Consider the following 23,335-nt stretch of genomic DNA (forward strand, 5'->3'; position numbering starts at 1 on the left):
GCGCACGTCGTCGGACACGGGGCCGCCCGGGCGGCACCGGTCGGTAGCATGCGTGCATGCTCGAGCGACGGCGCACCTCGGTGCCGTCGCTGCGCCTGCGGGGGGTGGTGCCCCGGTCCCGCGTCGGCGCCGGACGTCGGACGCTGGCCGGTCCCACCGTCGCCGCAGGGGTGATCGCGCTCGCCATGGTCGCGCTGAGCACCTCGGGCCCCGCGGCGAAGCCCGTCGCGTACGCCGAGCGGGCGCTGCGCTCGCAGACCGCCGTGCTCACTCCCGGCGGCACCGTGTCGGTCGGGCCCGCCACGGCCCTCGAGCGCTTCGTCGGCACCAACGTGCTGCTGACCGAGGAGGGCGCCGCGACCCACCAGGCCTCGGTGCTGCTCGCGTCCGCGCAGCGGGGATGGGTCGCCGAGGGGACGGTGCCCGGCCCCGCCCGGTACGAGGACATGGCCCGGCAGGCGCTGCTCGACCTCGACACCCTGCTGCTCGACGGCGGTGCCCTGCTCGCCGCGCCGATCGGTGCGTGGCGCTACACCTGGCCCCGCGACGCGAGCTTCGCGGCCGTGGCCCTGTCCCGCACCGGTCACCCGGTCCAGGCCGCGGACGTGCTGATGTTCTTGGCCCAGGTCCAGGAGCCCGACGGCACCTTCCAGGCGCGCTACCTCCCTGACGGCAGCGGCGACGTGCCCGACGACCGCGGCACGCAGCTCGACGGCGACGGGTGGTTCCTGTGGGCCGCGGCCGAGTGGTACGCCCAGGCGCCCGCCGGTCGGGCACGGGAGGCGACCCTCGCCGAGCTGCTCCCGGCACTGACCGGGGCGCTCGACGCGATCGACGCCGTCACCGACCCGGTCACCGGGTTGCCCGACCCGAGCCCCGACTACTGGGAGGTCCGTGAGGACTCCGTGACGCTCGGGTCGATCAGCGCCCTGCTGCTCGGGGTGCGATCGGCGCAGGAGCTTGCCGCGGACGTCGCCACCTCCGCCCCGTCCTCCGGCACCGGCGCCTCGTCGTGGTCGCGGGACATGACCCGACGCGGCGCGCGGCTCGAACGGCTGATCGACGGCGCGGTGCAGACGGCGTTCGCCCCGGACGGGTACCCGCGGCGGGCCGAGGGGGAGGAACGCGACGCGGCCGTCGCGTTCCTCCTGCCGCCGTTCGCCGACGGCTCGGCCGAGGTGGCCGCTGCGTGGGAGGGCGCCGCCGTCGGGATGCTGCGGCCGGCGGGGGGCCTGGCCCCGGGCGAGGGGTGGAAGCAGGACGGCATCTCCTGGACCCCGCAGACGGCGCTGTTCGCGCTCACCGCTGCGGCCTCGGGTGACGCCGTGCGCGCCGAGGAGTGGCTCGACTGGCTCGACGCGCACCGCACCGCCGCCGGTTCGCTGCCCGAGAAGGTGCTGTGGGACGGGCGCCCCGCGGCCGTCGCGCCGCTCGCCTGGACCGCCGCACTCGTGCTGCTCGCGCTCGCGGAGCTCGACGACGCCGCGGCCCAAGCAGCGGCGACCTCACCGTTCGTGGTGCCGGCCCTGAACGGTGTCCGGGTGGCCGGTGCCGGTGCAGGGGTCGTTCGGGTCGCAGGCTGACGGGCCACGACCTCGCCAGAGACCGCTTCGACCCGCCGCCTCGACCTGCCGCTTCGACCCGCCGCCTCGACCTGCCGCCTCGACCCGCCGCCTCAGAGCGAGGCGAGCTCGGCGCTGGTGGGCGGGTTGGCGCCGGGCCGCGAGACGGTGATGGCCGCGATCTGCGCGCAGCGCTCGAGCACGGCCTCGACGGTCGGTGCGTCGATCTCGTGCAGCTCGGGTCGACGTGCCACGCCCAGCAGCCCTGCGGTCCACAGCCCGTCGATCAGCCCGGCCATGAACGAGTCGCCGGCGCCCACGGTGTCGGCGACCTGCACCGGCGGCGCGGGCACTGTGACCCGGGCACCCGAGGCCGTGCTCGCGAACGCCCCGTCGCCGCCGTGCGTGACGACCACGAGCGCGGGACCCCGACGCGTCCAGTCCTCGGCGATCTCGGCCGGTGCGACGCCGGGCAGCAGCCAGGCGAGGTCCTCGTCGCTGACCTTGACGACGTCGGAGAGCAGCACGAGCGTCTCGACCAGCGGGAGCGTCTGCTCGGGCGTGCCCATGAGCGCCGGGCGAAGGTTCGGGTCGTACGTGATGGTCGAGGTCGCCCGGCGTGAGGCCAGGAGGCTCGCGACCTCCTGCGCGCCCGGGGCCACGACCGCGCCGATCGAGCCGGTGTGCACCACGAGCGGGGGGTCAACGGGCTCGTCCCAGGAGGCGGGCAGGTCCCACGTGAGATCGAAGTCGTAGGTCGCGGCGCCGTGCTCGTCGAGGTGCGCCGTGGCGACCGGGGTCGAGATCGCGCTGGTGGTCCCACGCAGCACGTTGACGCCCGACGCGCTGAGGTGGCGCTGCACGAGGTCGCCGTAGGCGTCGATCCCCAGCCAGGTCAGCAGGTCGGCGTGACGGCCGAGCCGGGCGAGGCCGAGCGCGACGTTGGCGGGGCTGCCGCCCGCGTGCTCGGTCACGGTGCCGTCGGGACGCCGGACCACGTCGACCAGCGCCTCGCCGACGACGAGCGCGCGGCCGGGCGTCGGGGCAGTGGTCATCGGTCGGTGTCCGCGTCCTCGGGCGAACCCGCGGGGCGGTCCTGCGACTGGGCGGCCGAGAGCCGCTCGCGGGCGCCGTCGAGCCACTGCTGGCAGCGGGCGGCGAGAGCCTCGCCCCGCTCCCACAGCGTGAGCGACTCCTCGAGGCTCGCGCCGCCGGCCTCGAGCCGGGCGACGACTGCGACGAGCTCGTCCCGCGCCTCCTCATAGCTCAGGGCGGCGAGCTCGTCGGCACCCTGCCCGTCGGTGGACGCCACGGCAGGTTCTGGTTCGGTCGACTTGGGCACCACCACAGTCAACCAGCCCCCACCCACGCCGGGCGAGCCGCAGCCCGCTCATCTGCGTCGATGCTTCAGCGACGGCGGCACCGCTCACCCCGGTCAGGCGTGCGCCGCCGCGATCTCCGCCAGGCGGGCCTCGACGAGCGCCGCGAGGATCTCGCGCGGGAGCGGCGCGTCCGGGGGCACCCGCACGGCGCCCTTCGACGTGACATATCCGGTCAGCTGGTCGGCCAGCGCGCTGGTCACCGCGCCGCTCATGGGCAGGTACTGGCAGTGCCCCGCGGTGAAGCCGATCCCCGCGACGCCCTTGCCATCGACCTTGAAGGTCGGCACGCCGTAGGCGATCGTCTCGACCGCCTCGGGGAGCAGCTCCCCGAGCATGGCGCGCATGGTCAGCAGCGTGGTCCGGTGCGGCTCGGGTGCGGAGGCGAAGTACGCCTCGACGTCGTCGGTCATCGCGGCGCTCCGGCGGGGGCGGTGGACTTGGAAGCAGTGGGCTTCGTCACGGAGCCAGTCAACCAGCCGCCGCCGACGTCCGGCGAGCCGTCGTCGGGGCCACCGTCGCGTGCAGCTCGCCCAGAGCTACACGCACCCGCAACGGATCTCCGTCGCGCACCTCCGCCGGATCACGCACCACTGCGCCGTCGCCGCGCTGCACCACCGCGTACCCCCGTTCGAGGGTCGCCGCGGGGGACAGTGCGCGCACCTGCGCCGCGAGCCGTTCCGTCTGCCCGGCCGCGCGGCTGAGCAGCAGGTCCAGGGCCCGTCGCGCGGTGTCCCGCGCCCGGTGCACGTCGTGCTCGCGCACGTCCACCAGCGTCTCGGGACGCGCGAGCACCGGGCGAGAGCGCAGCGCCTCCAGCCCGGCCTGCTCCCGCACCACGCGGTGCGTCAGGGCCGCGCGCATGCGGCTCCGCGCCTGGGTCAGCCGCGCGCGCTCCTCGCCGACATCCGGCACGATCCGCTTCGCCGCGTCGGTGGGCGTGGACGCGCGGTAGTCGGCGACCAGGTCCAGCAACGGTGTGTCGGTCTCATGCCCGATGGCGCTCACCAACGGGGTGCGACAGGCCGCGGCGCCCCGCACCAGCGTCTCGTTGCTGAACGGGAGCAGGTCCTCGACCGCGCCACCGCCGCGGGCGACCACGATCACCTCGACGTCCGGGCGAGCGTCGAGCTCGGCGATCGCTGCGCTGACCTGCGCGACCGCGCCCACGCCCTGCACCGCCACCTCGCGGATCACGAACTCGACCTGCGGCCAGCGGGCCTGCGCGTTGACGACCACGTCGTGCTCGGCCTTGGACTCGCGCCCGCACACCAGGCCGACCACCCGCGGCAGGAACGGCAGCGCCACCTTGCGGTCCGCGTCGAACAGCCCCTCGGCGGCGAGCACGCGCTTGAGGTGCTCGATGCGGGCGAGCAGCTCACCCACCCCGATCGCGCGCACCGCGTCCGCGTTGAGCTGGAGCGTGCCGCGCTTGGTCCAGAACACCGGTTTGGCGTGCACCACGACGTGCGCGCCCTCCTGCACGGACGTCGTGGCCGCGGCGAGCACGCCCGCGGGCATCGACACCGGCAGCGACATGTCCGCGTCGGTGTCCCGCAGCGTGAGGAACGCGATGCCCGATCCGGGCCGCCGGTTGAGCTGGACGACCTGGCCTTCGACCCACACGGGTGCCATCCGGGCCACGTACTCGGCGATCTTGGAGGACAGCAGCCGCACGGGCCACGGTCGCTCGGCCGTCGTGTCCAGCGCGCGGGCCGGGAGGTCCCCCGCGGGGCGGGCGTCGTCCGTCGTCACGCGTCGAGCCCCTGTCCTGCGTCGTTCGTCTGCACGCGCCCAGCCTGTCATGCGGGTGGGACACGCCCGTCGTGGGGGTTGCCTAGACTGGCACGCGTGACCACCTCGATGCCCTCGCCCGCCCGCAAGCGTGTGCTGCTCGCAGCTCCCCGCGGCTACTGCGCCGGCGTCGACCGGGCCGTCGTCGCGGTCGAGAAGGCGCTGGACCACTACGGCGCCCCGGTGTACGTGCGCAAGGAGATCGTGCACAACAAGTACGTCGTGGAGACGCTGGCCGCCCGCGGTGCGATCTTCGTCGACGAGACCGACCAGGTGCCCGAGGGTGCCCGCGTCGTGTTCTCGGCCCACGGCGTCTCGCCCGCAGTGCACGCCTCCGCGGCCGCCCGCTCGCTGCAGACGATCGACGCGACGTGCCCGCTCGTGACGAAGGTGCACAAGGAAGCCGTGCGTTTCGCGTCCGACGACTACGACATCCTGCTCATCGGCCACGACGGCCACGAGGAGGTCGAGGGCACCCAGGGGGAGGCCCCCGAGCACATCCAGGTCGTCAACTCGCCGGACGACGTCGACGCCGTGGTGGTGCGCGACCCGGACAAGGTCGTGTGGATCTCGCAGACCACGCTCTCGGTCGACGAGACGATGGAGACCGTGCGCCGGCTGCGCGAGCGGTTCCCGACCCTGCAGGACCCGCCGAGCGACGACATCTGCTACGCCACCCAGAACCGTCAGGTCGCCGTCAAGAAGCTCGCCCCGGAGTGCGACGTGGTCATCACCGTCGGCTCGGCGAACTCGTCGAACTCGGTGCGCCTGGTCGAGGTCGCGCTCGACGCCGGGGCCCGGTCGTCGTACCGCGTGGACCGTGCCGCAGAGATCGACACCGCCTGGTTCGACGGCGCGACCACGGTCGGCGTGACGTCTGGTGCCTCGGTGCCCGAGATCCTCGTGCGCGACGTGCTCGACCTGCTCGCGGGCCTGGGCTTCGCGGACGTCGAGGAGGTCCGCACGGCGACCGAGGACCTGATGTTCTCCCTGCCCCGCGAGCTGCGTTCCGACCTGAAGAAGTCGGGCGTCGACGTCAGGGCCCCCCGCCGCGGCGCGCGACGCGACCTGGACATCCAGCCCGTCTGACCCCGCGCGCCGTCGACGGGCGGTCAGGCGCTGCTGGTCCCGTTCGCCGTTGCCGCCCCCGCGCCGTACTCGTCGAACGCGACCACCTGGTCGGTCGCCGAGGCGAGGAGCTCGGGCGCGCTCACGGCCGAGAGCTGCGGGTTGGCGGGCTGCGGGGTCGTGAGGTCGCCGTCGACGACCTGCAGGTCCGCGAAGCGTCGAGCGCTCACGAGCACCCGGGTCTCGAGCGAGGACACCGTCTGGTTGTAGGCGCCCGCCGCGGAGTCGATGGCCCGGCCCAGCTTGGCCAGGTGCGAGCCCATGGTCGCGAGCCGTCCGTGCAGCTCCTTGCCGAGGCTCAGCACGGCCTGGGCGTTCGACGCGAGCGCGTCCTGACGCCACGCGTAGGCGATCGTGCGCAGCATCGCGAGCAGGGTCATGGGGGTCGCGATGACGACGTTGCGCTCGAACGCGTACTCGACGAGCGTCGGGTCCTCCTCGACCGCGGCGTGCAGGAACGCCTCGGCCGGCACGAACATCACGACGAACTCGGGAGCCGGGGCGAACTGGTCCCAGTACCGCTTGCCCGCGAGGTCGTCCACGTGCGCGCGCACGTGCCGCGCGTGGGCCTTGAGCCGTGCGGCACGCACTCCCTCGTCGGTGGCCTGGCTCGCCTCGAGGAAGCCCAGGAACGCGACCTTCGCGTCGACCACCACGTTCTTGCCGCCGGCCAGGCGCACCACCATGTCGGGCCGCAGCAGGCCGTCGTCGGTGCGGACCTGGTCCTGCTCGACGAAGTCGACGTTGGCGAGCATGCCCGCCGACTCGACGACCCGCTTCAGCTGCAGCTCGCCCCAGCGTCCGCGCACCTGCGACGAGCGCAGCGCGGTCACCAGCTGGGACGTCTCGGAGCGCAGCTGCTCGGAGGACTCGCGCATCGCCCGCACCTGCTCGCCGAGCGCGGCCTGCCCCTCGAGGCGCGCCTTCTCTGCTGTCGTCAGCTCGGTGCGCACCGCGTCGAGGGTGCGGCTCAGCGGCTCGACGAGCGCCCGCACGGCCTGCTCGCGCTGCGCGAGCTCGCCGACCTGCGACTGCTGGCTGGCCGCGAGCCGCTGGTGCGCGAGCGCCAGGAACTGCTCGTTGTTCTGCGCCAGGGCATCGGCCGCGAGCGTGCGGAAGTGCTCGGACTGGCGCAGGTGGTCCTCGCGCACCTCCCGCAGCCGTTCGGCGTTCACCGCACGCTCGGCGGCGAGCTGCCCCGTCGCCCGGGCGGCCTCGATCCGGGCCGCGGCCACCTGCGCACCGCCGCGTCGGGCGGCGACGAGCCACCCGACCAGGGTTCCGACGACGAGGGCGACGAGCAGGTACACGATCTCCATGCCGCACACCGTGCCACGAGCCGCAGACACCGGCCGACGAGAAGCCCTACCGGACGCGCACAGCCCGGCTAGCCTAGCGGCGTGACCCAGAGCAGCGTCTCCCCGCCCGAGCCCCCGGTCGACGCGACCCCGCCCGCGCTCGCCGTGCGCGGCCTGTGGAAGAAGTTCGGCACGAAGATCGCCGTCGCGGGCATCGACCTGACCGTCCCCGCCGGGTCGTTCTACGGGCTCGTGGGACCCAACGGCGCGGGCAAGACGACCACCCTGTCGATGGCCACCGGGCTGCTTCGGCCCGACTTCGGCCAGGTGCTCGTGCAGGGCGAGGACCTGTGGGCCGACCCGGTCCGCGGCAAGTCGCTCCTGGGGGTGCTGCCCGACGGCGTGAAGCTCTTCGACCGGCTGACCGGCGAGCAGCTCGTGACCTACGCGGGGCTGCTGCGCGGGATGGACCGGGAGACCGTCGCCGCGCGCACGGCCGACCTGCTCGCGGCCCTCGACCTGGTGGCCGACGCGCGCACGCTCGTCGTCGAGTACTCGGCCGGCATGACCAAGAAGATCGCGCTCGCGTGCGCGATCGTGCACGCGCCCCGGTTGCTCGTGCTCGACGAGCCGTTCGAGGCCGTCGACCCCGTCTCGGCCGCGAACATCCGCGAGATCCTCGCGTCCTACGTCGCCTCGGGCGGCACCGTCATCGTGTCCTCGCACGTCATGGACCTGGTGCAGCGCATGTGCGACCACGTCGCCGTCATCGCGGCGGGCCAGGTGCTCGCGGCGGGCACGGTCGACGAGGTGCGCGGCGGTGCGAGCCTCGAGGACCGGTTCGTCGAGCTCGTGGGCGGACGCAGCACGGGGGAGGGGCTCGCGTGGTTGCACACCTCGTCCAGCTGAAGCTCGCGCTGCTGCGCAACGGGCTGCGGCGCAGCGCGTGGCAGATCGTGGGCCTCGTGGTCGGCGCGCTGTACGGCCTGGGGATCGTGCTGCTCGCGATCGGCGGTCTCGTCGCGCTCGCGGTCGCCGACGACGCCGAGCTGAGCCGCACGGTCGTGGTGCTGTTCGGGGCCCTGCTCGTGCTCGGCTGGTGCGTGATCCCGCTGTTTGCGTTCGGCGTGGACGGCACCCTCGACCCGGAGCGCTTCTCGACGTTCGCGATCCCGCGTCGCCCGCTGATCGTGGGGCTCGCGCTGGCCGGGCTCGTGGGCATCCCTGGGGTCGCGACGGCGCTCGTCGCGCTGGTCTCGGTCGGCACGTGGTGGCGCAGCCCGGCCGCTGTCGTCGCGGGGCTCGTCGGTGCTGTGCTCGCGACCGCGACGTGCGTGATCGGCTCGCGTGCGACGACCACAGCGATGGCCCCGCTCGTCACCGGGCGCCGCGTCAAGGAGGTCGCCGCGGCGGTCGTGCTGGTGCCGTTGTTCCTGCTCGGGCCGATCATGGGCGCGATCGGCAGCGGGATCGAGGCGTGGGGCGACGCGCTGCCCGGGCTCGCACGCGGTGTCGGCTGGACGCCGTTCGGTGCCGCGTGGGCGTTCCCGGCGGACGTCGCCGAGGGCGCGTGGGGCGCTGCCGTCGTCAAGCTCGTGATCGCCGTCGCGACGCTCGCGGCGCTCGTGCTGCTGTGGGACCGCTCGTTGCAGCAGGCGCTCACGCGCGGCGGCCGCGGGGTCGACGCGCCGCGCGCCACGGCCCAGGGGCTGGGCTTCTTCGGTCGCCTCCCCGCGACGCCCACGGGTGCGGTCGCGGCGCGCTGCCTCACCTACTGGCGACGCGACCCCCGCTACGCGGCGTCGATGCTGCTCGTGCTGATGCTGCCCGTGCTGCTGGGCTTCGTCGGCGGCCGGGGCACCGCGATGCTGCTGCTCGGCCCGATCGCGGCCTACTTCTTCGGCTGGGGCATCTCGGCCGACGTCGCCTACGACGGGTCGGCCTTCTGGACGCACGTCGCCGCGCCGGTGCGCGGTCGGGTCGACCGCTGGGGGCGGGTCGCGGGCACGGCCGTCATCGGGGTCCCCGCGACGCTGCTCTTCACGCTCGCCTCGCTCGTCGTCACGGGCCGCTGGGAAGCGCTGCTGCCGGTCCTCGGTCTGGCGGCCGGGGTGCTGATGACGGCGTTCGGGGTCGCGAGCGTCGTCTCCGCGCGGGTCGTCTACCCCGTGCCGAAGCCCGGCGACAGCCCGTTCAAGACCCAGCAGGGCAGCCAGCTCGCCCAGTTCACCTCGCAGACCCTCGGTGGCCTCACCCTGCTCGTCCTCGTGGCGCCGACCGCGGCGCTCGCGGTGTCGGCGGTGCTGCTCGGGTCGATGCTGCTCGGGGTGCTCGCGTTCGTCGTGGGCGTGGGGCTCGGCGCGGTGCTGCTCGTGGTCGGGGTGCGTCACGGCGGCGAGGTGTACGACCGCCGCGCGCCCGAGCTGCTCGCGACGCTGCGCTCGTTCGCCTGACGGCACCCGGTTCCGGCCGAGCCACGTAGCATTGCCCGACGTGGCACTCACCATCGGCATCGTCGGCCTGCCCAACGTCGGCAAGTCCACCCTCTTCAACGCCCTGACCCGCGCGCAGGTGCTCGCGGCGAACTACCCGTTCGCCACGATCGAGCCCAACGTCGGCGTGGTCCCGCTGCCCGACTCCCGGCTGGACACCCTGGCGGAGATCTTCGGCAGCGAGCGCATCCTGCCCGCGACGGTGTCGTTCGTCGACATCGCGGGCATCGTCAAGGGCGCCAGCGAGGGCGAGGGGCTCGGCAACAAGTTCCTCGCCAACATCCGGGAGGCCGAGGCGATCTGCCAGGTCACGCGCGCGTTCGCCGACCCGGACGTGGTGCACGTCGACGGGCGCGTCTCGCCCAAGGACGACATCGAGACGATCAACACCGAGCTGATCCTCGCGGACCTGCAGACCCTCGAGAAGGCCGTGCCCCGCCTCGAGAAGGAGGTGCGGGGCAAGAAGGCCGAGCAGGCGCTGCTGACGGCCGCCCAGCAGGCGCAGGCAGTCCTCGAGCAGGGCCAGACCCTGTTCCAGGGCGCCAAGGCGGCGGGCATCGACCCCGACCAGCTCGCCCAGCTCCAGCTCATGACGGCCAAGCCGTTCATCTACGTCTTCAACACCGACGACGCGGGCCTCGCGGACACCGCGATGCAGGACGACCTGCGCGCGTTCGTGGCCCCGGCCGACGCGATCTTCCTCGACGCGAAGTTCGAGTCGGAGCTGGTCGAGCTCGAGCCGGACGAGGCGAAGGAGATGCTCGCCGAGAACGGCCAGGAGGTGCCGGGCCTCGAGCAGCTCGCCAAGGTCGGCTTCCACACCCTGGGCCTGCAGACCTACCTCACGGCGGGCCCCAAGGAGTCGCGCGCCTGGACCATCCACCAGGGCTGGACGGCCCCGCAGGCCGCCGGCGTGATCCACACGGACTTCCAGAAGGGCTTCATCAAGGCCGAGGTCATCGGCTTCGACGACCTCGTCGCCGCCGGATCCGTGGCTGCCGCTCGTGCCGCCGGCAAGGCGCGCATCGAGGGCAAGGACTACGTCATGCACGACGGCGACGTCGTGGAGTTCCGCTTCAACGTCTGAGGTGCCGATCCTCGCGGCCGCGGTGCGCGGCTGAACGAAGGCGGGGCCGGAACGTCGGGCGGGTGCGCGCGGGGGGCTGCTCAGCCCGCGGCCTTCCGCACGTGCTCGGCGATCGTCTTCTCGGTCTCCGGCGTCAACGCGAGCAGCGCGAACGAGGTCACCCACATGTCACCGTCATCGAGCTGCGCCGACTCCTCGAAACCGAGGGTCGCGTAGCGGCTGGTGAACTTCGAGGCCGGCTTGAAGAACACCACGATCTTCCCGTCCTCGTCGGCATACGACGGGAAGCCGTACCAGGTCTTCGGGACGAGGTGCGGCGCGACCTCGGTGACGATGCGGTCGATGCCTTCGGCGAGCTCGCGGTCAGGGTCCGGCAGCGCGGCGATCGCCTCGCGGACAGCCTTCTCGCCGGCGGCACGGGTCTTCCCGGCCTTCTCCTCTGCGCGCAGCTCCGCGGCGCGCTGCTTGACGGCATCCCGTTCGTCCTTCGACAGACCTGCTGTCTTCTCAGCCATGTCATCGTCCTTCGTCGTTGGCGGTGGTGGTTGCACTGGCGACCAAGCTATGACTCCCGTCGCCGCCCTGCTTCTCGATTCCTGATCGATCGGTGACGCAGCGCTGTGTCGCCCTGGGCGCCCTCAGAACGAGAAGCGGCCCTCGGCGTCGAAGCCGGCGGTACGGACGTCGGTGACGAACGCCGGGTCGATCGGCCCGTAGACGTGCGGGTACGCGGTGCCTCCGCCGCCGTCCTCGTCGCGCACCGGCGTGCCGGCGGCAAGGAGCGCTTCGCGGTCCAGCACGAGGACGCACAGCTCTGCGGTGTCGTCGGCGTAGACGAGCTCCGCGACCGCGGCCAGCTGGTGCGGGTAGGACGCGTGGATGAAGCCGACCTGGTCCAGCGTCGCTCCGCGGGTCGACACCCGGTAGGAACCGCTGGCCAGGGCTGCGTCCCAGTCGGCGCGGCGCGCCAGGTGAAGGATCGTCGTCATGGCGGCGAGCCAACCAGAACCCGGTGGGTGAGGCCAGAAGCGTCCCCCGCGCGCGCCTCGCGGGGTCGTCCCGGACGAGTGTCCAGACCACCCAGCGCGGACGCATACCATAGGCGGCGCGCCGTCGCCTCCTGACCAGGGAACGAAACGGACACGGGCCACCCGAACCCGTGTTACAGGCGTGTTTCCGCTGTGTTGCGTCTCGAATGCTGGGATCTACTAGCCAGTATCAATAAGGTAACGATCCACGGTGGAGGTTGGGCGTGTCCCGATTGTCTGGATCCGCTTGGCTAGCGTGACCACATCCCCATGGCGGAACTGTCTGCTCGCAGGAGGGCCGGCCGAATCGCCGGACCCGCACGACCGACGAGTTCGACGTGCGCCACCTTTTCAGGAGGAACATTGAAGATCAGGCGAATTGGCGCGGTGGCAGCAGTCGCCGCCGTCGGCGCACTGGTGCTCGGAGCGTGCTCAAGCACGCCGAAGGAGAGCACCATCGACGAGGCCACCTCGATCAACGTCGGCTGGAACCAGGCGTTCTACTCTCAGAACAACCTGACGTCTTCCGGCAACGCGACGGCCAACGCGAACATCATCTACCTCACGACGTCGACGTTCTACTACTACGACGGCGACCTGAACCTCAAGCAGAACGAGGGCGTCGGTTCGTACGAGGTCGTCTCCGAGGACCCGTTCACCGTCAAGTACACGGTCAACGAGGGTGTCACCTGGTCTGACGGCACGGCCGTCGACGCCGCCGACCTCATGCTCTGGTGGGGCGCGCAGAACGGTGCGTACAACAACGTCGAGCCCGAGTACGACGACGAGGGCAACGTCACCAACCAGGACGTGGTCGACGCCGGCGTGTACTTCAACGGCGAGTCCGAGGCCATGAAGCTCGTCACCGAGACCCCGGTCATCGGCGACGACGGCCGCTCGCTCACCCTCAAGTACGACGAGCCCCGCTCCGACTGGGAGGTCTCGTTCAACCTGCCCCCCGTCGCGGCGCACGCCGTCGCCAGCCTGGGCCTCGGCATCGACGACCCGGCCAAGGGCAAGCAGGCGATCATCGACGCGTTCACGAACGCCGACGCCACCGCGCTGAGCGGCATCGCCAAGGCATGGAACACCGGCTTCGACTTCACGTCGCTGCCCGACAACAAGCTCCAGTACCTCTCGTCCGGCCCGTACGTCATGACGGACTTCGTCGAGAACGAGTACCTCACGCTCGAGCTGCGCGACGACTACGACTGGGGCCCCATCCCCAAGGTCGACAGCATCACCATCCGCTACAACGAGGACCCGCTCGCGCAGGTCACCGCACTGCAGAACGGTGAGCTCGACATCATCGCCCCGCAGTCGTCCGTCGACGTCCTCGCGACGCTGAACGGCATCGAGGGTGTCAAGGTCGAGGGCGCTCCCGAGGGCTCCTACGAGCACGTGGACCTGCAGTTCACCAACGGTGGTCCGTTCGACCCCGCGACGTACGGCGGCGACGCCGAGAAGGCCCGCAAGGTCCGTGAGGCGTTCCTCAAGACGATCCCGCGCCAGGAGATCCTCGAGAAGCTCATCGTCCCGCTCCAGGCGGACGCCAAGCTGCGTGACTCGTTCATCTACGTCCCCGGCTCTGCCGCGTACGACGAGGTCGTCGCGGGCAACGGCTCGGAGAAGTGGGCCGACGTCGACATCGAGGGTGCCAAGGCTCTCCTCGCCGAGGTCGGCGTGCCGTCGGTCGACGTCCGTCTCCTCTTCGGCCAGGGCAACGTGCGCCGTGAGAACCAGTACCAGCTGATCGCGGCCTCGGCTGCGCAGGCCGGCTTCAACGTCATCAACGCGTCGGCCACCGACTGGGGCAACCGCCTCGACGGTGACACGACCGGTTACGACGCGGCGCTCTTCGCCTGGCAGTCGACCAACACGTTCGCCCTCAACTCGGAGGCGAACTACATCACCGGCGGCAACAACAACTTCTACGGCTACTCCAACGCCGACGTCGACGCCTGGTTCACGGAGCTGGGTGCCAACACGGACCCGAAGGCCGAGACCGCGCTGGTGACGAAGATCGAGAAGCAGCTGAACGACGACGCGTTCGGCGTGTCGATCTTCCAGTTCCCGGGTGTCGTCGCCTCGCGCGACGTCGTGAAGAACGTCTCGACGATCTCCCTGTCGCCGACGATCTTCTGGAACTTCTGGGAGTGGGAGCTCAGCGCCTGAGCTGAGTCTTCCGACCCGCGCGACGGGGGTACTGCGGCACCTGCCGCAGTACCCCCGTCGTACGCTCCCGGAACGTCTGGGAGAAGTCCCGGAGAACCCTGGGAGCGGTGCCCCCGCACCGACCTCAAGGCGTGACGTCATCCCTCCCCAGGGGCACGCGTAGAATCACGCCGTTCACAGACCACCTTCAGCGAGGTCCCCCCACTCATGGCCACCACAGTGACGAGCCGTGCCGACACGAAGGCGGAGCCCGCTCCGCCTACCGCGTCCGGCCTCGCCGCGCGGTTCCGCACCGCAGCGCCGATGCTCACCTTCATCGGACGGCGTGTGCTGTCCTCGGTCGTCGTCCTCCTGGGCGCGACGTTCATCGTCTACATGCTGCTCTCGTACTCGATCGACCCCCTCGAGGACCTGCGCACCAGCACGGCGGCGAACAAGGAAGCGCAGATCGAGGCGCGTATCCGCATGCTCAACCTCGACACCCCGCCCGCCCTGCGGTATCTGCTCTGGCTCAGGGGAGCCGCCGGCTGCGCAGTCGGCGTGTGCGACCTGGGAACCAGCTGGATCACCAACCAGCCGGTGACGGCGATGCTCGGCACGGCCCTGCCGTCCACGATGCAGCTCGTCGCCGCCTCCACCTTCATCGCGATCGGTCTCGGCGTCGTCGTCGGCATCGCGAGCGCGCTGCGCCAGTACTCGGGCTTCGACTACGGGGTCACGTTCCTGTCGTTCGTGCTGTACTCGCTGCCCTCGTTCTGGGTCGCCGTGCTGCTCAAGACCTGGGGCGCGATCGGCTTCAACGACTTCCTGCGTGATCCGACGTTCACCGTCCCGACGGTGCTGGTCGTGGCCGTCGTCACGGGCCTGATCTGGATGGCGCTCATCGGCGGCCAGGCGCGACGTCGACTGACGACGTTCGTCGTCGCGGCCCTCGCGAGCGCCGCGGCGCTGATCTTCGTCTCGGCCAGCGGGTGGTTGCTCGACCCGTCGCTCGGCCCGGTCGTGATCGCCGTGCTCGGCGTCGCGATCGCGTACGGCGTCACGGTGCTCACCGCCGGCCTGCGCAACCGCCGCGCGCTCTACGCCGCGCTGACGACCGTCGCGATCGGTGTGGTGCTGTACTTCCCGCTGCAGTTCCTGTTCGCGTCGTCGGCCAGCACCTGGCTGATGCTCGGGCTCGCGATCGTGGCGATCGGCGTCGGTCTGCTCGTCGGCTACCTCTTCGGCGGCCCCGACCGGATGCTCTCGATGCGTGCGGCCGCGATCACCGCGGTGGGCATGAGCGTGTTCATCTTCATCGACCGCGTCATGCGCGTGTGGTACGTGTACTCGAACTCGAGCCGGATCAACGGGCGCCCGATCGCGACGATCGGCTCCGAGACCCCGGGTCTCAAGGGCGACTACTGGGTGTCCACCCTCGACACGTTCACGCACCTGCTGCTGCCGACGGTCGCCCTGATCCTCATCTCGTTCGCGTCGTACACGCGGTACTCGCGCTCGAGCCTCCTCGAGGTCATGAACCAGGACTACATCCGCACCGCGCGGGCCAAGGGCCTGCCCGAGCGGGTCGTCGTGGTGCGCCACGCGTTCCGTAACGCGCTGATCCCGCTCGCGACGGTCGTCCCGCTCGACATCGCGGCGCTGTTCGGTGGCGCGATCATCACCGAGCGCATCTTCGGCTGGAGCGGCATGGGCTCGATGTTCCTCAACGCGCTCAGGCACGCCGACGCCAACCCCGTGATGGGGTACTTCCTCGTCGCCGGCACGTTGCTCGTCATCGCGAACATCGTCGTCGACTTCGTGTACGCAGCTCTCGACCCCAGGATCCGGGTGAACGCATGACCACGCCGACCACCCCGGCGCCCGTCGCGCCGGAGCACACCGAGAACGTTGAGAACGCCATCGAGCTCAAGGAGGTCGAGGGGCTCTCGCAGAGCCGCATCGTCCGCCGCCGCTTCATGCGTCACCGCGGCGCGATGGTCTCGGCCACCGTGCTCGTCTTCATCATCCTGCTGGCCACCACGTCGATCGGCTGGGGGCCTCTCCCCGGCTGGTGGAAGTGGACGCCGCAGGACATGCCGCCGGTCGTCAACGGCGGTGAGCCGACCATGAGCTTCACGGGCGGTTTCCACATCGGGGCGCACCCGTTCGGCCAGGACAACATCGGCCGTGACGGCTTCGCCCGCGTCATGCGCGGGACGCAGCAGTCGCTGCTCGTGATGTTCGTCATCGGTCTGCTGAGCACGACGATCGGCATCACCGTGGGGGCGCTCTCGGGCTACTTCCGTGGCCGCTGGGACAACCTGCTCATGCGCTTCACCGACATGATCATCACGATCCCGGTGATCATGATCGGCGCGATCCTCGGCCGACTGGTCGGTGGCGCCTCGGCGATGGTCCTGGCCCTCGCCCTCTCGCTCGTGACCTGGACGTCGATGGCCCGGCTCGTGCGCGGTGAGTTCCTGGCGCTGCGTGAGCGCGAGTTCGTCGACGCGGCCCGGGTGGCCGGTGCGAGCGACTTCCGCATCATGTTCAAGCACATCCTGCCGAACGCGGTCGGCGTCATCATCGTCAACGCGACGCTGCTGATGGCCTCGGCGATCCTGCTCGAGACGGCTCTGAGCTACCTGGGCTTCGGCATCAACCCGCCCGACGTCTCGCTCGGCAACCTGATCTCCGAGTACCAGAGCGCGTTCGCCACGCGTCCGTGGCTGTTCTGGTGGCCCGGTCTGTTCATCGTCTCGATCGCGCTGTGCATCAACTTCATCGGCGACGGCCTGCGGGACGCGTTCGACCCGCGTCAGCGGCGCATCCCGAGCAAGCGCAAGATGGCGAAGGCCTGACGTGCGCTCACGCGCGCAGGGCGAGAGCGCTGAGCGCCGCGAGCACCACGAGGGTGGCCAGCGTCGCGGTGTGCCAGCGCACGCGCGGACGCGGGCGTTCGAGCTGCGGGGTGTCGAGATGACCGGCGTCCCGCAGCTCCTCCCAACGGCTGCGCACCAGCGCCGCCGCCTCGCCCGAGGGGGTGCCGGCCAGGTCTCCGGGTCGCACCCCGCCGGCCCCGCCGCCGGCGGCATAGCGGTGCGCGGCGTCGCCGGGGGCAGCGCTCTGCGCCTGCGAACGGCTCGGTGCGGGCGCCGCCCAGGCGGCGTACACGCCGTAGGCGGTGTGCAGCGTCAGGGCGTACTTGGTGTCGATCAGCTCGATCGAGGGCCACGGCAGCTCGACCGTACGCAGCACGTTGCGCAGCTCGACGCCCGATGGCGACACGACCACAGCGGGGCGGCCGAACAGGGCCCACACCGTGACGGTCACCAGGGCCAGCAGCGGCGCGAGCCGCACACCGGACCACACGTCGCCCCACGCCGTGACCACCAGGGTCGCGGCGCACAGCACCCCGACGGCTACCGTCAGGCCTCGGCCGAACGTCGGTCGGAACTCCACATCCTCGGTCGCACTCATGCGGCCATGCTCGCAGACAGCTCACGGAAGGGTTCGGTTCGCCCGTGACCACTCAGACACCCACCACCGCAGCCGAGAAGGCTCCGATCCTCGAGGTCAAGGGCCTCGGCGTCGAGTTCTTCGTCGAGGGCGAGTGGTTCCCGGCCGCGATCGACGTGAGCTACCAGGTCCGTTCGGGCGAGGTCCTCGCGATCGTCGGCGAGTCGGGTTCCGGCAAGACGCAGTCGTCGATGTCGCTCATCGGGCTGCTGCCGCCCAACGGCCGTGCGACGGGCAGCGCGCGCCTCGGCGACCGCGAGCTCATCGGCCTGTCGCACTCGCAGCTCAGCCACGTGCGCGGCAACGAGGTCGCGGTGATCTTCCAGGAGCCGATGACGGCCCTGAACCCGGTCTACACGGTCGGCTTCCAGATCATCGAGACCCTGCGCGTGCACCACGACATGGGTCCCAAGGCGGCGCGCGAGCGGGCCATCGAGCTGCTGCACATGGTCGACCTGCCCAACCCGGAGCAGTCGGTCGACAAGTACCCGCACCAGCTCTCGGGTGGTCAGCGCCAGCGCGCGATGATCGCCCAGGCGCTGGCCTGCGACCCGAAGCTGCTCATCGCCGACGAGCCGACCACGGCCCTCGACGTCACGGTGCAGGCCGAGATCCTCAAGCTCATGCGGGACCTGCGCTCGCGCATCGACTCGGGCATCATCCTCATCACGCACGACATGGGCGTGGTCGCCGACCTCGCGGACCGCGTCGTCGTGATGAAGGACGGCCGCATCGTCGAGTCGGGCCCGGTCGAGGAGATCTTCTACCGCCCGCAGCACCCGTACACGAAGCAGCTGCTCGACGCCGTGCCGCACCTGGGTTCGGACAAGCTCACGGTCGAGGGCACGTCCTCGACCACCGCGGAGCCCCGGCCCGTCGCCGAGGCACCCTCCGAGGTGGACGCGGCGTTCGTCGCGAAGGACCTCGTGATCGAGTACCCCGCGCGCGGTCGGGTGCCGGCGTTCCGGGCCATCGACGGCGTCGACCTGACGATCGGGCGCGGCGAGGTCGTGGGCCTGGTGGGGGAGTCCGGCTCGGGCAAGACCACCGTCGGACGCGCCGCCGTGGGCCTGCTGCCCGTCGCGGGCGGCTCGCTCCAGGTCAACGGGGTCGAGCTGGCCGGGGTCAGCCCCAAAGCGCTGCGCGCCGTGCGCCAGGACGTCTCGATCGTGTTCCAGGACCCGGGCTCCTCGCTCAACCCGCGACTGCCCATCGGTGAGTCGATCGGCGAGCCGCTCAAGCTGCACAAGGTCCTCGCCGGTGCGGAGCTGAGCCACAAGGTCGAGGAGCTGCTCGACCAGGTCCACCTGCCGCGCGCCATGCGCAACCGCTACCCGCACGAGCTCTCGGGCGGTCAGCGGCAGCGCGTGGGCATCGCCCGGGCGCTCGCGCTGAGCCCGCGCCTGCTGATCGCCGACGAGCCGACCTCGGCCCTCGACGTCTCGGTCCAGGCCCGTGTGCTCGAGCTCTTCCAGGAGCTGCAGCGCGAGTACGGCTTCGCGTGCCTGTTCATCAGCCACGACCTGGCGGTCGTGGAGATCCTCTCGAGCCGCATCGCCGTCATGCACAAGGGCCGCCTGGTCGAGGTCGGTTCGCGCGACCAGATCCTGCGCGACCCGCGTGACGACTACACCAAGCGCCTGCTCGCCGCGGTGCCCGTGCCGGACCCGGCCGAGCAGAAGCTGCGCCGTGAGACCCGCGACCGGCTCCTCGAGGAGGCGGCCGCAGATCTCGCCGCCCGCGACGGCCAGCTCGGGGCCCACGACGCGGAGCTTGCTCACGCCGCGGCCGAGGCCGTCGGAGAGGACGTCGTCGAGACGCGAGGCGTCTGACGTCTGCTGCACGTACCACCCACGGGCGGGCGCGGGTTCTTCGGGACCGGCGCCCGCCCGTGGTGCGTGTCCGTCCCGGGACGCGGTCCGTCCACGGATCGTGCGGTGCGGACGTGCACCTGGCAGGAACCGGTAGAATCGATCGGCGCCCCATGACGCGGCGCGCTCCCCACACCTTGAGATGAGTCTTCCTATGTCTGTGCCCGCCGGCAAGAGCGTGCGCTCCGACCTGCGCAACGTCGCGATCGTCGCCCACGTCGACCACGGCAAGACGACCCTCGTCGACGCCATGCTGTGGCAGGCCGGGTCGTTCGGCGACCACGCCCACGTGGACGAACGCGCGATGGACTCGGGCGACCTGGAGCGCGAGAAGGGCATCACCATCCTCGCGAAGAACACGGCGATCCGGTACACGGGTCCCGCGGCCGCGGCGGCGGGTGAGCCTGACGGCATCACCATCAACGTGATCGACACCCCGGGCCACGCCGACTTCGGTGGCGAGGTCGAGCGCGGCCTGTCCATGGTCGACGGCGTCGTGCTGCTGGTCGACGCGAGCGAGGGCCCGCTCCCGCAGACGCGCTTCGTGCTGCGCAAGGCCCTCGAGGCCAAGCTGCCCGTGATCCTCGTGGTCAACAAGGTCGACCGCCCCGACTCGCGCATCTCGGAGGTCGTGGTCGAGGCCACCGACCTGCTGCTCGGCCTCGCGAGCGACCTGCACGAGGAGGTCCCGGACCTCGACCTCGACGCGATCCTCGACGTGCCCGTCGTGTACGCGGCGGCCAAGGCCGGGCGCGCGTCGACCGTGCAGCCCGCCGACGGCACGCTGCCCACCGACAGCGAGAACCTCGAGCCGCTGTTCGCGACGATCCTCGAGAAGATCCCCGCCCCGACGTACGACGAGGGCGCACCGCTGCAGGCGCACGTCACGAACCTCGACGCGTCGCCGTTCCTCGGCCGCCTCGCGCTGCTCCGCATCTTCAACGGCACGATCCGCAAGGGTCAGACCGTCGCGTGGGCCCGTGCCGACGGCACGCTGCAGAACGTCAAGGTCACCGAGCTGCTCGAGACCAAGGCGCTCGACCGGGTGCCCACCGACTCGGCGGGCCCCGGCGACATCGTGGCCGTCGCCGGCATCGAGAACATCACCATCGGCGAGACGCTGACCGACCCGGACGACCCGCGGCCGCTGCCGCTCATCACGGTCGACGACCCCGCGATCTCGATGACCATCGGCATCAACACGTCCCCGCTGGCCGGCAAGGGCGGCAAGGGGCACAAGGTCACGGCCCGTCAGGTCAAGGACCGCCTCGACAAGGAGCTCATCGGCAACGTGTCGCTGCGCGTCCTGCCGACCGAGCGCCCCGACGCGTGGGAGGTCCAGGGCCGCGGTGAGCTCGCGCTGGCCATCCTCGTCGAGCAGATGCGTCGCGAGGGCTTCGAGCTGACCGTCGGCAAGCCGCAGGTCGTCACGCGGATGATCGACGGCAAGCGCCACGAGCCCATGGAGCGCATGACCATCGACGTGCCCGAGGAGTACCTCGGTGCCGTCACGCAGCTGCTCGCGCAGCGCAAGGGTCGCATGGAGACCATGTCGAACCACGGCACCGGCTGGGTCCGCATGGAGTTCATGGTTCCCGCTCGCGGCCTGATCGGTTTCCGCACGCGCTTCCTCACGGACACGCGCGGCACCGGCATCGCGTCCTCGATCGCCGAGGGCTACGAGCCCTGGGTCGGTCCGATCGAGACCCGTGTCAACGGCTCGCTCGTCGCGGACCGCTCGGGCGTCGTCACGCCGTTCGCCATGATCAACCTGCAGGAGCGCGGCTCGTTCTTCGTCGACCCCACGCAGGAGGTCTACGAGGGCATGATCGTCGGCGAGAACTCGCGCAACGAGGACATGGACGTCAACATCACCAAGGAGAAGAAGCTCACGAACATGCGTGCCGCGTCGAGCGACACGTTCGAGAACCTCACTCCGCCGCGCCACCTCACCCTCGAGGAGAGCCTCGAGTTCGCCCGTGAGGACGAGTGCGTCGAGGTGACGCCCGAGGTCGTGCGCATCCGCAAGGTGATCCTCGACCAGACCGAGCGCGCCCGCGCGTTCGCCCGCACCAAGCGCGCCTGACGCCGGGGTCTGCGGTGGCGTCCCCGGAGGTGGGCGGTCTCGTCGCGGTGCACGCGCACCCGGACGACGAGACGCTCGCCACGGGGACGCTGCTCGCGACCTGGGCGACCTCCGGGGCGCCCGTCACCGTGGTGACGTGCACCCGGGGTGAGCTCGGCGAGGTGATCGGCCCCGAGCTCGCGCACCTCGAGGGCGACGGGCCGGCCCTCGCCGCCCACCGCGAGGTCGAGCTCGCGGCCGCCCTCGGTGCGCTGGGTGTGGGGGAGCACCTCTTCCTCGACCGGGTCGAGCCCGTCGGGGCACGAGAGCCCCGGCCCGCGCCGGTGCGGTTCTCGGACTCGGGCATGGCCTGGGCCGGGACCGGGCGCGCCGGACGGCTCGACGACCTGCCCCCGGGGGCGTTCGTCGCGGTCGCCCTGGACGACGCGGCGGGGCGGCTCGCCCGCGTCCTGCGCACCCGACGCCCCCAGGTCGTCGCGACGTACGAACCCGGCGGCGGCTACGGCCACCCCGACCACGTCCGGGCCCACGAGGTCACGGCCCGCGCCGTCGAGCTCGCGGCCGACCCGGCCTGGCACCCCGACGCCGGACCGGCCCACCGCGTCGCCGCGGTGCTCTGGGCCGCGCAGGGTGAGAACGCGCTGCGGGCGGCCTACGCGGCCCTCGCCCCCCACCAGGACGCGGCGCTGACTGCCCCCGACCCCGCCGGGCTGCTGCCCTCGGTCGCGGTGCCCGATGCCACGGTCGACCTGGTCGTGGACGTTCTGCCCGTGCTCGACAAGGTGCTGGGCGCGCTGCGTGCCCACGCGACCCAGGTCCAGGCGGTGACCGCAGAGCCCGCCCTGCTCCCTGAGCCGGGGGCAGCGGACGGGCCGACTGACCTGCACCGGGTCGTCGCCCGGTACGCCCTGAGCAACGACGTGCTGGCCCCGGTGCTCGCCGCCGAGGGCTACCGCCTCGCGCCCGGCTCGAGCACCGCGGGGCTGTCGCTGCCCGCCGGTGTACGACGGGTAGCCTGACCTGGTGCAGCATCTGACCGGATCCGCGCTCGTGCGCGGCCTCGTGGCCCTCGTCCTGGGTGCGTTCGTCGCCGTCGTCGGCACTGTCATGCACCGCGCTGTCGTCCCCTGGGGACTCGTCCTCGGGCTCGCGCTCGTGCTGTGCGCCGCGGTCGCGACCCGTGCGTGGGACGGGTGGGTCACCTTCGTCGGCTACGCCGCCGGCGTGCTCCTCGTGGTTCCGGTGCTCGCCCAGTCGGGCCCGGGCGGGGACGTGCTCGTCCCGGCGGGCGACTCGCTGGGGCTGTGGTGGATCATCGGGTCCGCGGTCGCGATCGGCGTCGCAGCCTTCGCCCCCCGCAGCCTCTTCGACGACGAGCCGCGGGCACCGCGCCGCCGCCGAGGCAGGGCCGAGCCCTCCGCATCGACGCCGGACGAGCAGTGATCCCTGTCGACCCGGACGTCTTCCGTGCCGCGATCGGACGGCTGGCCGCGGGGGTCGGGGTCGTCTCGCTGCGCTGGCGCGGCACCGACCACGCGACGACAGTGAGCTCGCTCGCGTCGGTCTCGCTCGAGCCGCCCCTGCTGCTGTTCTGCGTGCACTCCGACTCGCGACTGCGCGAGGCCCTCGACGACGTCGACGAGTGGGCCGTGAGCGTGCTCTCCGACACCTCCGGGCCTGTGGCGGACTGGCTCGCCTCGCCCGGGCGACCCGTCGTGGGGCAGCTCGGGCGGGTGCCGCACACGGCCGCTCCCTTGACGGGAGCGGCGTGGCTCGACGGGGCCGCCGCGTGGTTCGAGTGCCGCACCGCCGCGATCCATCCCGCGGGTGACCACGACATCGTGGTGGGGTCGGTGCTCGACGCCCGCCAGGGTGCGGCCGACGCCGGGGGGCTCGTGCATCTGCGTGGCCGCACGCACGGCGTGCGCTGACCC

At 71.8% G+C, this 23,335-nt stretch carries 21 protein-coding genes; 13 read left to right on the forward strand and 8 right to left on the reverse strand.

The genetic code is table 11. The annotated features are described in order from the left end of the window. Positions 1-56: 56 nt before the first annotated feature. Positions 57-1,583: a glycoside hydrolase family 15 gene (locus tag ACGIF2_RS08415; protein ID WP_396045457.1), complete on the forward strand. Its 1,527-nt coding sequence runs from the start codon at positions 57-59 to the stop codon at positions 1,581-1,583. 92 nt (positions 1,584-1,675) lie between these two features. Here ACGIF2_RS08415 and ACGIF2_RS08420 read toward each other — a convergent pair whose 3' ends face one another. From ACGIF2_RS08420 to xseA, 4 genes are all read right to left on the reverse strand, one after another. Continuing rightward, on the reverse strand, positions 1,676-2,617 hold the full coding sequence (locus tag ACGIF2_RS08420) for a carbohydrate kinase (protein WP_396045459.1): 942 nt from the start codon (positions 2,615-2,617) through the stop codon (positions 1,676-1,678). Further along, the gene (locus ACGIF2_RS08425) at positions 2,614-2,874 is read right to left on the reverse strand and encodes an exodeoxyribonuclease VII small subunit (RefSeq protein WP_396045461.1); all 261 of its coding nucleotides are present in this window, start codon (positions 2,872-2,874) and stop codon (positions 2,614-2,616) included. The genes ACGIF2_RS08420 and ACGIF2_RS08425 overlap by 4 nt, the downstream gene beginning before the upstream one ends. 123 nt (positions 2,875-2,997) lie before the next feature. Further along, positions 2,998-3,354: an iron chaperone gene (locus tag ACGIF2_RS08430; protein WP_396045463.1), complete on the reverse strand. Its 357-nt coding sequence runs from the start codon at positions 3,352-3,354 to the stop codon at positions 2,998-3,000. 58 nt (positions 3,355-3,412) lie between these two features. Further along, positions 3,413-4,696, reverse strand: coding sequence for an exodeoxyribonuclease VII large subunit (gene xseA, locus ACGIF2_RS08435; protein WP_396045465.1), 1,284 nt, complete (start codon positions 4,694-4,696; stop codon positions 3,413-3,415). Between the two features lie 108 nt (positions 4,697-4,804). On the opposite strand from xseA, the gene ACGIF2_RS08440 reads away from it, so the two are divergent. Then, entirely contained in the window at positions 4,805-5,824 is a 1,020-nt protein-coding gene (locus tag ACGIF2_RS08440) for a 4-hydroxy-3-methylbut-2-enyl diphosphate reductase (protein ID WP_396045712.1), read from the forward strand. Positions 5,825-5,847: 23 nt separating this feature from the next. On the opposite strand, the gene ACGIF2_RS08445 is transcribed toward ACGIF2_RS08440, so the two are convergent. Then, positions 5,848-7,182 carry a DNA recombination protein RmuC gene (locus ACGIF2_RS08445; protein WP_396045467.1) on the reverse strand — a complete coding sequence of 445 codons (1,335 nt, stop codon included), beginning with the start codon at positions 7,180-7,182 and terminating at the stop codon, positions 5,848-5,850. An 81-nt stretch (positions 7,183-7,263) separates the two neighbouring features. On the opposite strand from ACGIF2_RS08445, the gene ACGIF2_RS08450 reads away from it, so the two are divergent. The 3 genes from ACGIF2_RS08450 to ychF are packed head-to-tail and all read left to right on the forward strand — an operon-like array spanning position 7,264 to position 10,740. Beyond that, positions 7,264-8,070, forward strand: a complete 807-nt coding sequence (locus ACGIF2_RS08450; protein WP_396045469.1) for an ABC transporter ATP-binding protein — start codon at positions 7,264-7,266, stop codon at positions 8,068-8,070. Next, positions 8,046-9,614 (forward strand): hypothetical protein, encoded by a 1,569-nt coding sequence (locus ACGIF2_RS08455; RefSeq protein ID WP_396045471.1) that lies wholly within the window; start codon positions 8,046-8,048, stop codon positions 9,612-9,614. The genes ACGIF2_RS08450 and ACGIF2_RS08455 overlap by 25 nt, the downstream gene beginning before the upstream one ends. 40 nt (positions 9,615-9,654) lie before the next feature. After that, complete coding sequence (gene ychF, locus ACGIF2_RS08460) at positions 9,655-10,740, forward strand: redox-regulated ATPase YchF (protein WP_396045473.1); 1,086 nt, start codon at positions 9,655-9,657, stop codon at positions 10,738-10,740. An 80-nt stretch (positions 10,741-10,820) separates the two neighbouring features. Here ychF and ACGIF2_RS08465 read toward each other — a convergent pair whose 3' ends face one another. Further along, positions 10,821-11,255, reverse strand: coding sequence for a hypothetical protein (locus ACGIF2_RS08465; protein ID WP_396045475.1), 435 nt, complete (start codon positions 11,253-11,255; stop codon positions 10,821-10,823). 123 nt (positions 11,256-11,378) lie between these two features. Beyond that, complete coding sequence (locus tag ACGIF2_RS08470) at positions 11,379-11,729, reverse strand: DUF952 domain-containing protein (RefSeq protein ID WP_396045477.1); 351 nt, start codon at positions 11,727-11,729, stop codon at positions 11,379-11,381. A gap of 426 nt (positions 11,730-12,155) precedes the next feature. Here ACGIF2_RS08470 and ACGIF2_RS08475 point away from each other — a divergent pair, with 426 nt between their 5' ends. From ACGIF2_RS08475 to ACGIF2_RS08485, 3 genes are all read left to right on the forward strand, one after another. Further along, positions 12,156-13,943: an ABC transporter family substrate-binding protein gene (locus ACGIF2_RS08475; RefSeq protein ID WP_396045479.1), complete on the forward strand. Its 1,788-nt coding sequence runs from the start codon at positions 12,156-12,158 to the stop codon at positions 13,941-13,943. 303 nt (positions 13,944-14,246) lie between these two features. After that, positions 14,247-15,785 (forward strand): ABC transporter permease, encoded by a 1,539-nt coding sequence (locus ACGIF2_RS08480; protein ID WP_396045714.1) that lies wholly within the window; start codon positions 14,247-14,249, stop codon positions 15,783-15,785. Then, a complete protein-coding gene (locus ACGIF2_RS08485; RefSeq protein ID WP_396045481.1) occupies positions 15,782-16,786 on the forward strand; it encodes an ABC transporter permease in 1,005 nt (334 codons plus the stop codon). The genes ACGIF2_RS08480 and ACGIF2_RS08485 overlap by 4 nt, the downstream gene beginning before the upstream one ends. A gap of 7 nt (positions 16,787-16,793) precedes the next feature. Here ACGIF2_RS08485 and ACGIF2_RS08490 read toward each other — a convergent pair whose 3' ends face one another. Beyond that, positions 16,794-17,405, reverse strand: coding sequence for a PH domain-containing protein (locus ACGIF2_RS08490; protein WP_396045483.1), 612 nt, complete (start codon positions 17,403-17,405; stop codon positions 16,794-16,796). Between the two features lie 44 nt (positions 17,406-17,449). On the opposite strand from ACGIF2_RS08490, the gene ACGIF2_RS08495 reads away from it, so the two are divergent. The 5 genes from ACGIF2_RS08495 to ACGIF2_RS08515 all read left to right on the forward strand — a co-directional run bounded on the left by ACGIF2_RS08495 (position 17,450) and on the right by ACGIF2_RS08515 (position 23,332). Continuing rightward, positions 17,450-19,276, forward strand: a complete 1,827-nt coding sequence (locus ACGIF2_RS08495) for an ABC transporter ATP-binding protein (protein ID WP_396045485.1) — start codon at positions 17,450-17,452, stop codon at positions 19,274-19,276. 193 nt (positions 19,277-19,469) lie between these two features. After that, the gene (gene typA / locus ACGIF2_RS08500; RefSeq protein WP_396045487.1) at positions 19,470-21,401 is read left to right on the forward strand and encodes a translational GTPase TypA; all 1,932 of its coding nucleotides are present in this window, start codon (positions 19,470-19,472) and stop codon (positions 21,399-21,401) included. A 14-nt stretch (positions 21,402-21,415) separates the two neighbouring features. Continuing rightward, complete coding sequence (locus ACGIF2_RS08505) at positions 21,416-22,420, forward strand: PIG-L family deacetylase (RefSeq protein ID WP_396045489.1); 1,005 nt, start codon at positions 21,416-21,418, stop codon at positions 22,418-22,420. 4 nt (positions 22,421-22,424) lie between these two features. Beyond that, complete coding sequence (locus ACGIF2_RS08510) at positions 22,425-22,844, forward strand: DUF6113 family protein (RefSeq protein ID WP_396045491.1); 420 nt, start codon at positions 22,425-22,427, stop codon at positions 22,842-22,844. Next, complete coding sequence (locus ACGIF2_RS08515) at positions 22,841-23,332, forward strand: flavin reductase family protein (RefSeq protein WP_396045493.1); 492 nt, start codon at positions 22,841-22,843, stop codon at positions 23,330-23,332. The genes ACGIF2_RS08510 and ACGIF2_RS08515 overlap by 4 nt, the downstream gene beginning before the upstream one ends. Positions 23,333-23,335 lie beyond the last annotated feature (3 nt).

Source organism: Cellulomonas sp. P22, from assembly GCF_044392165.1.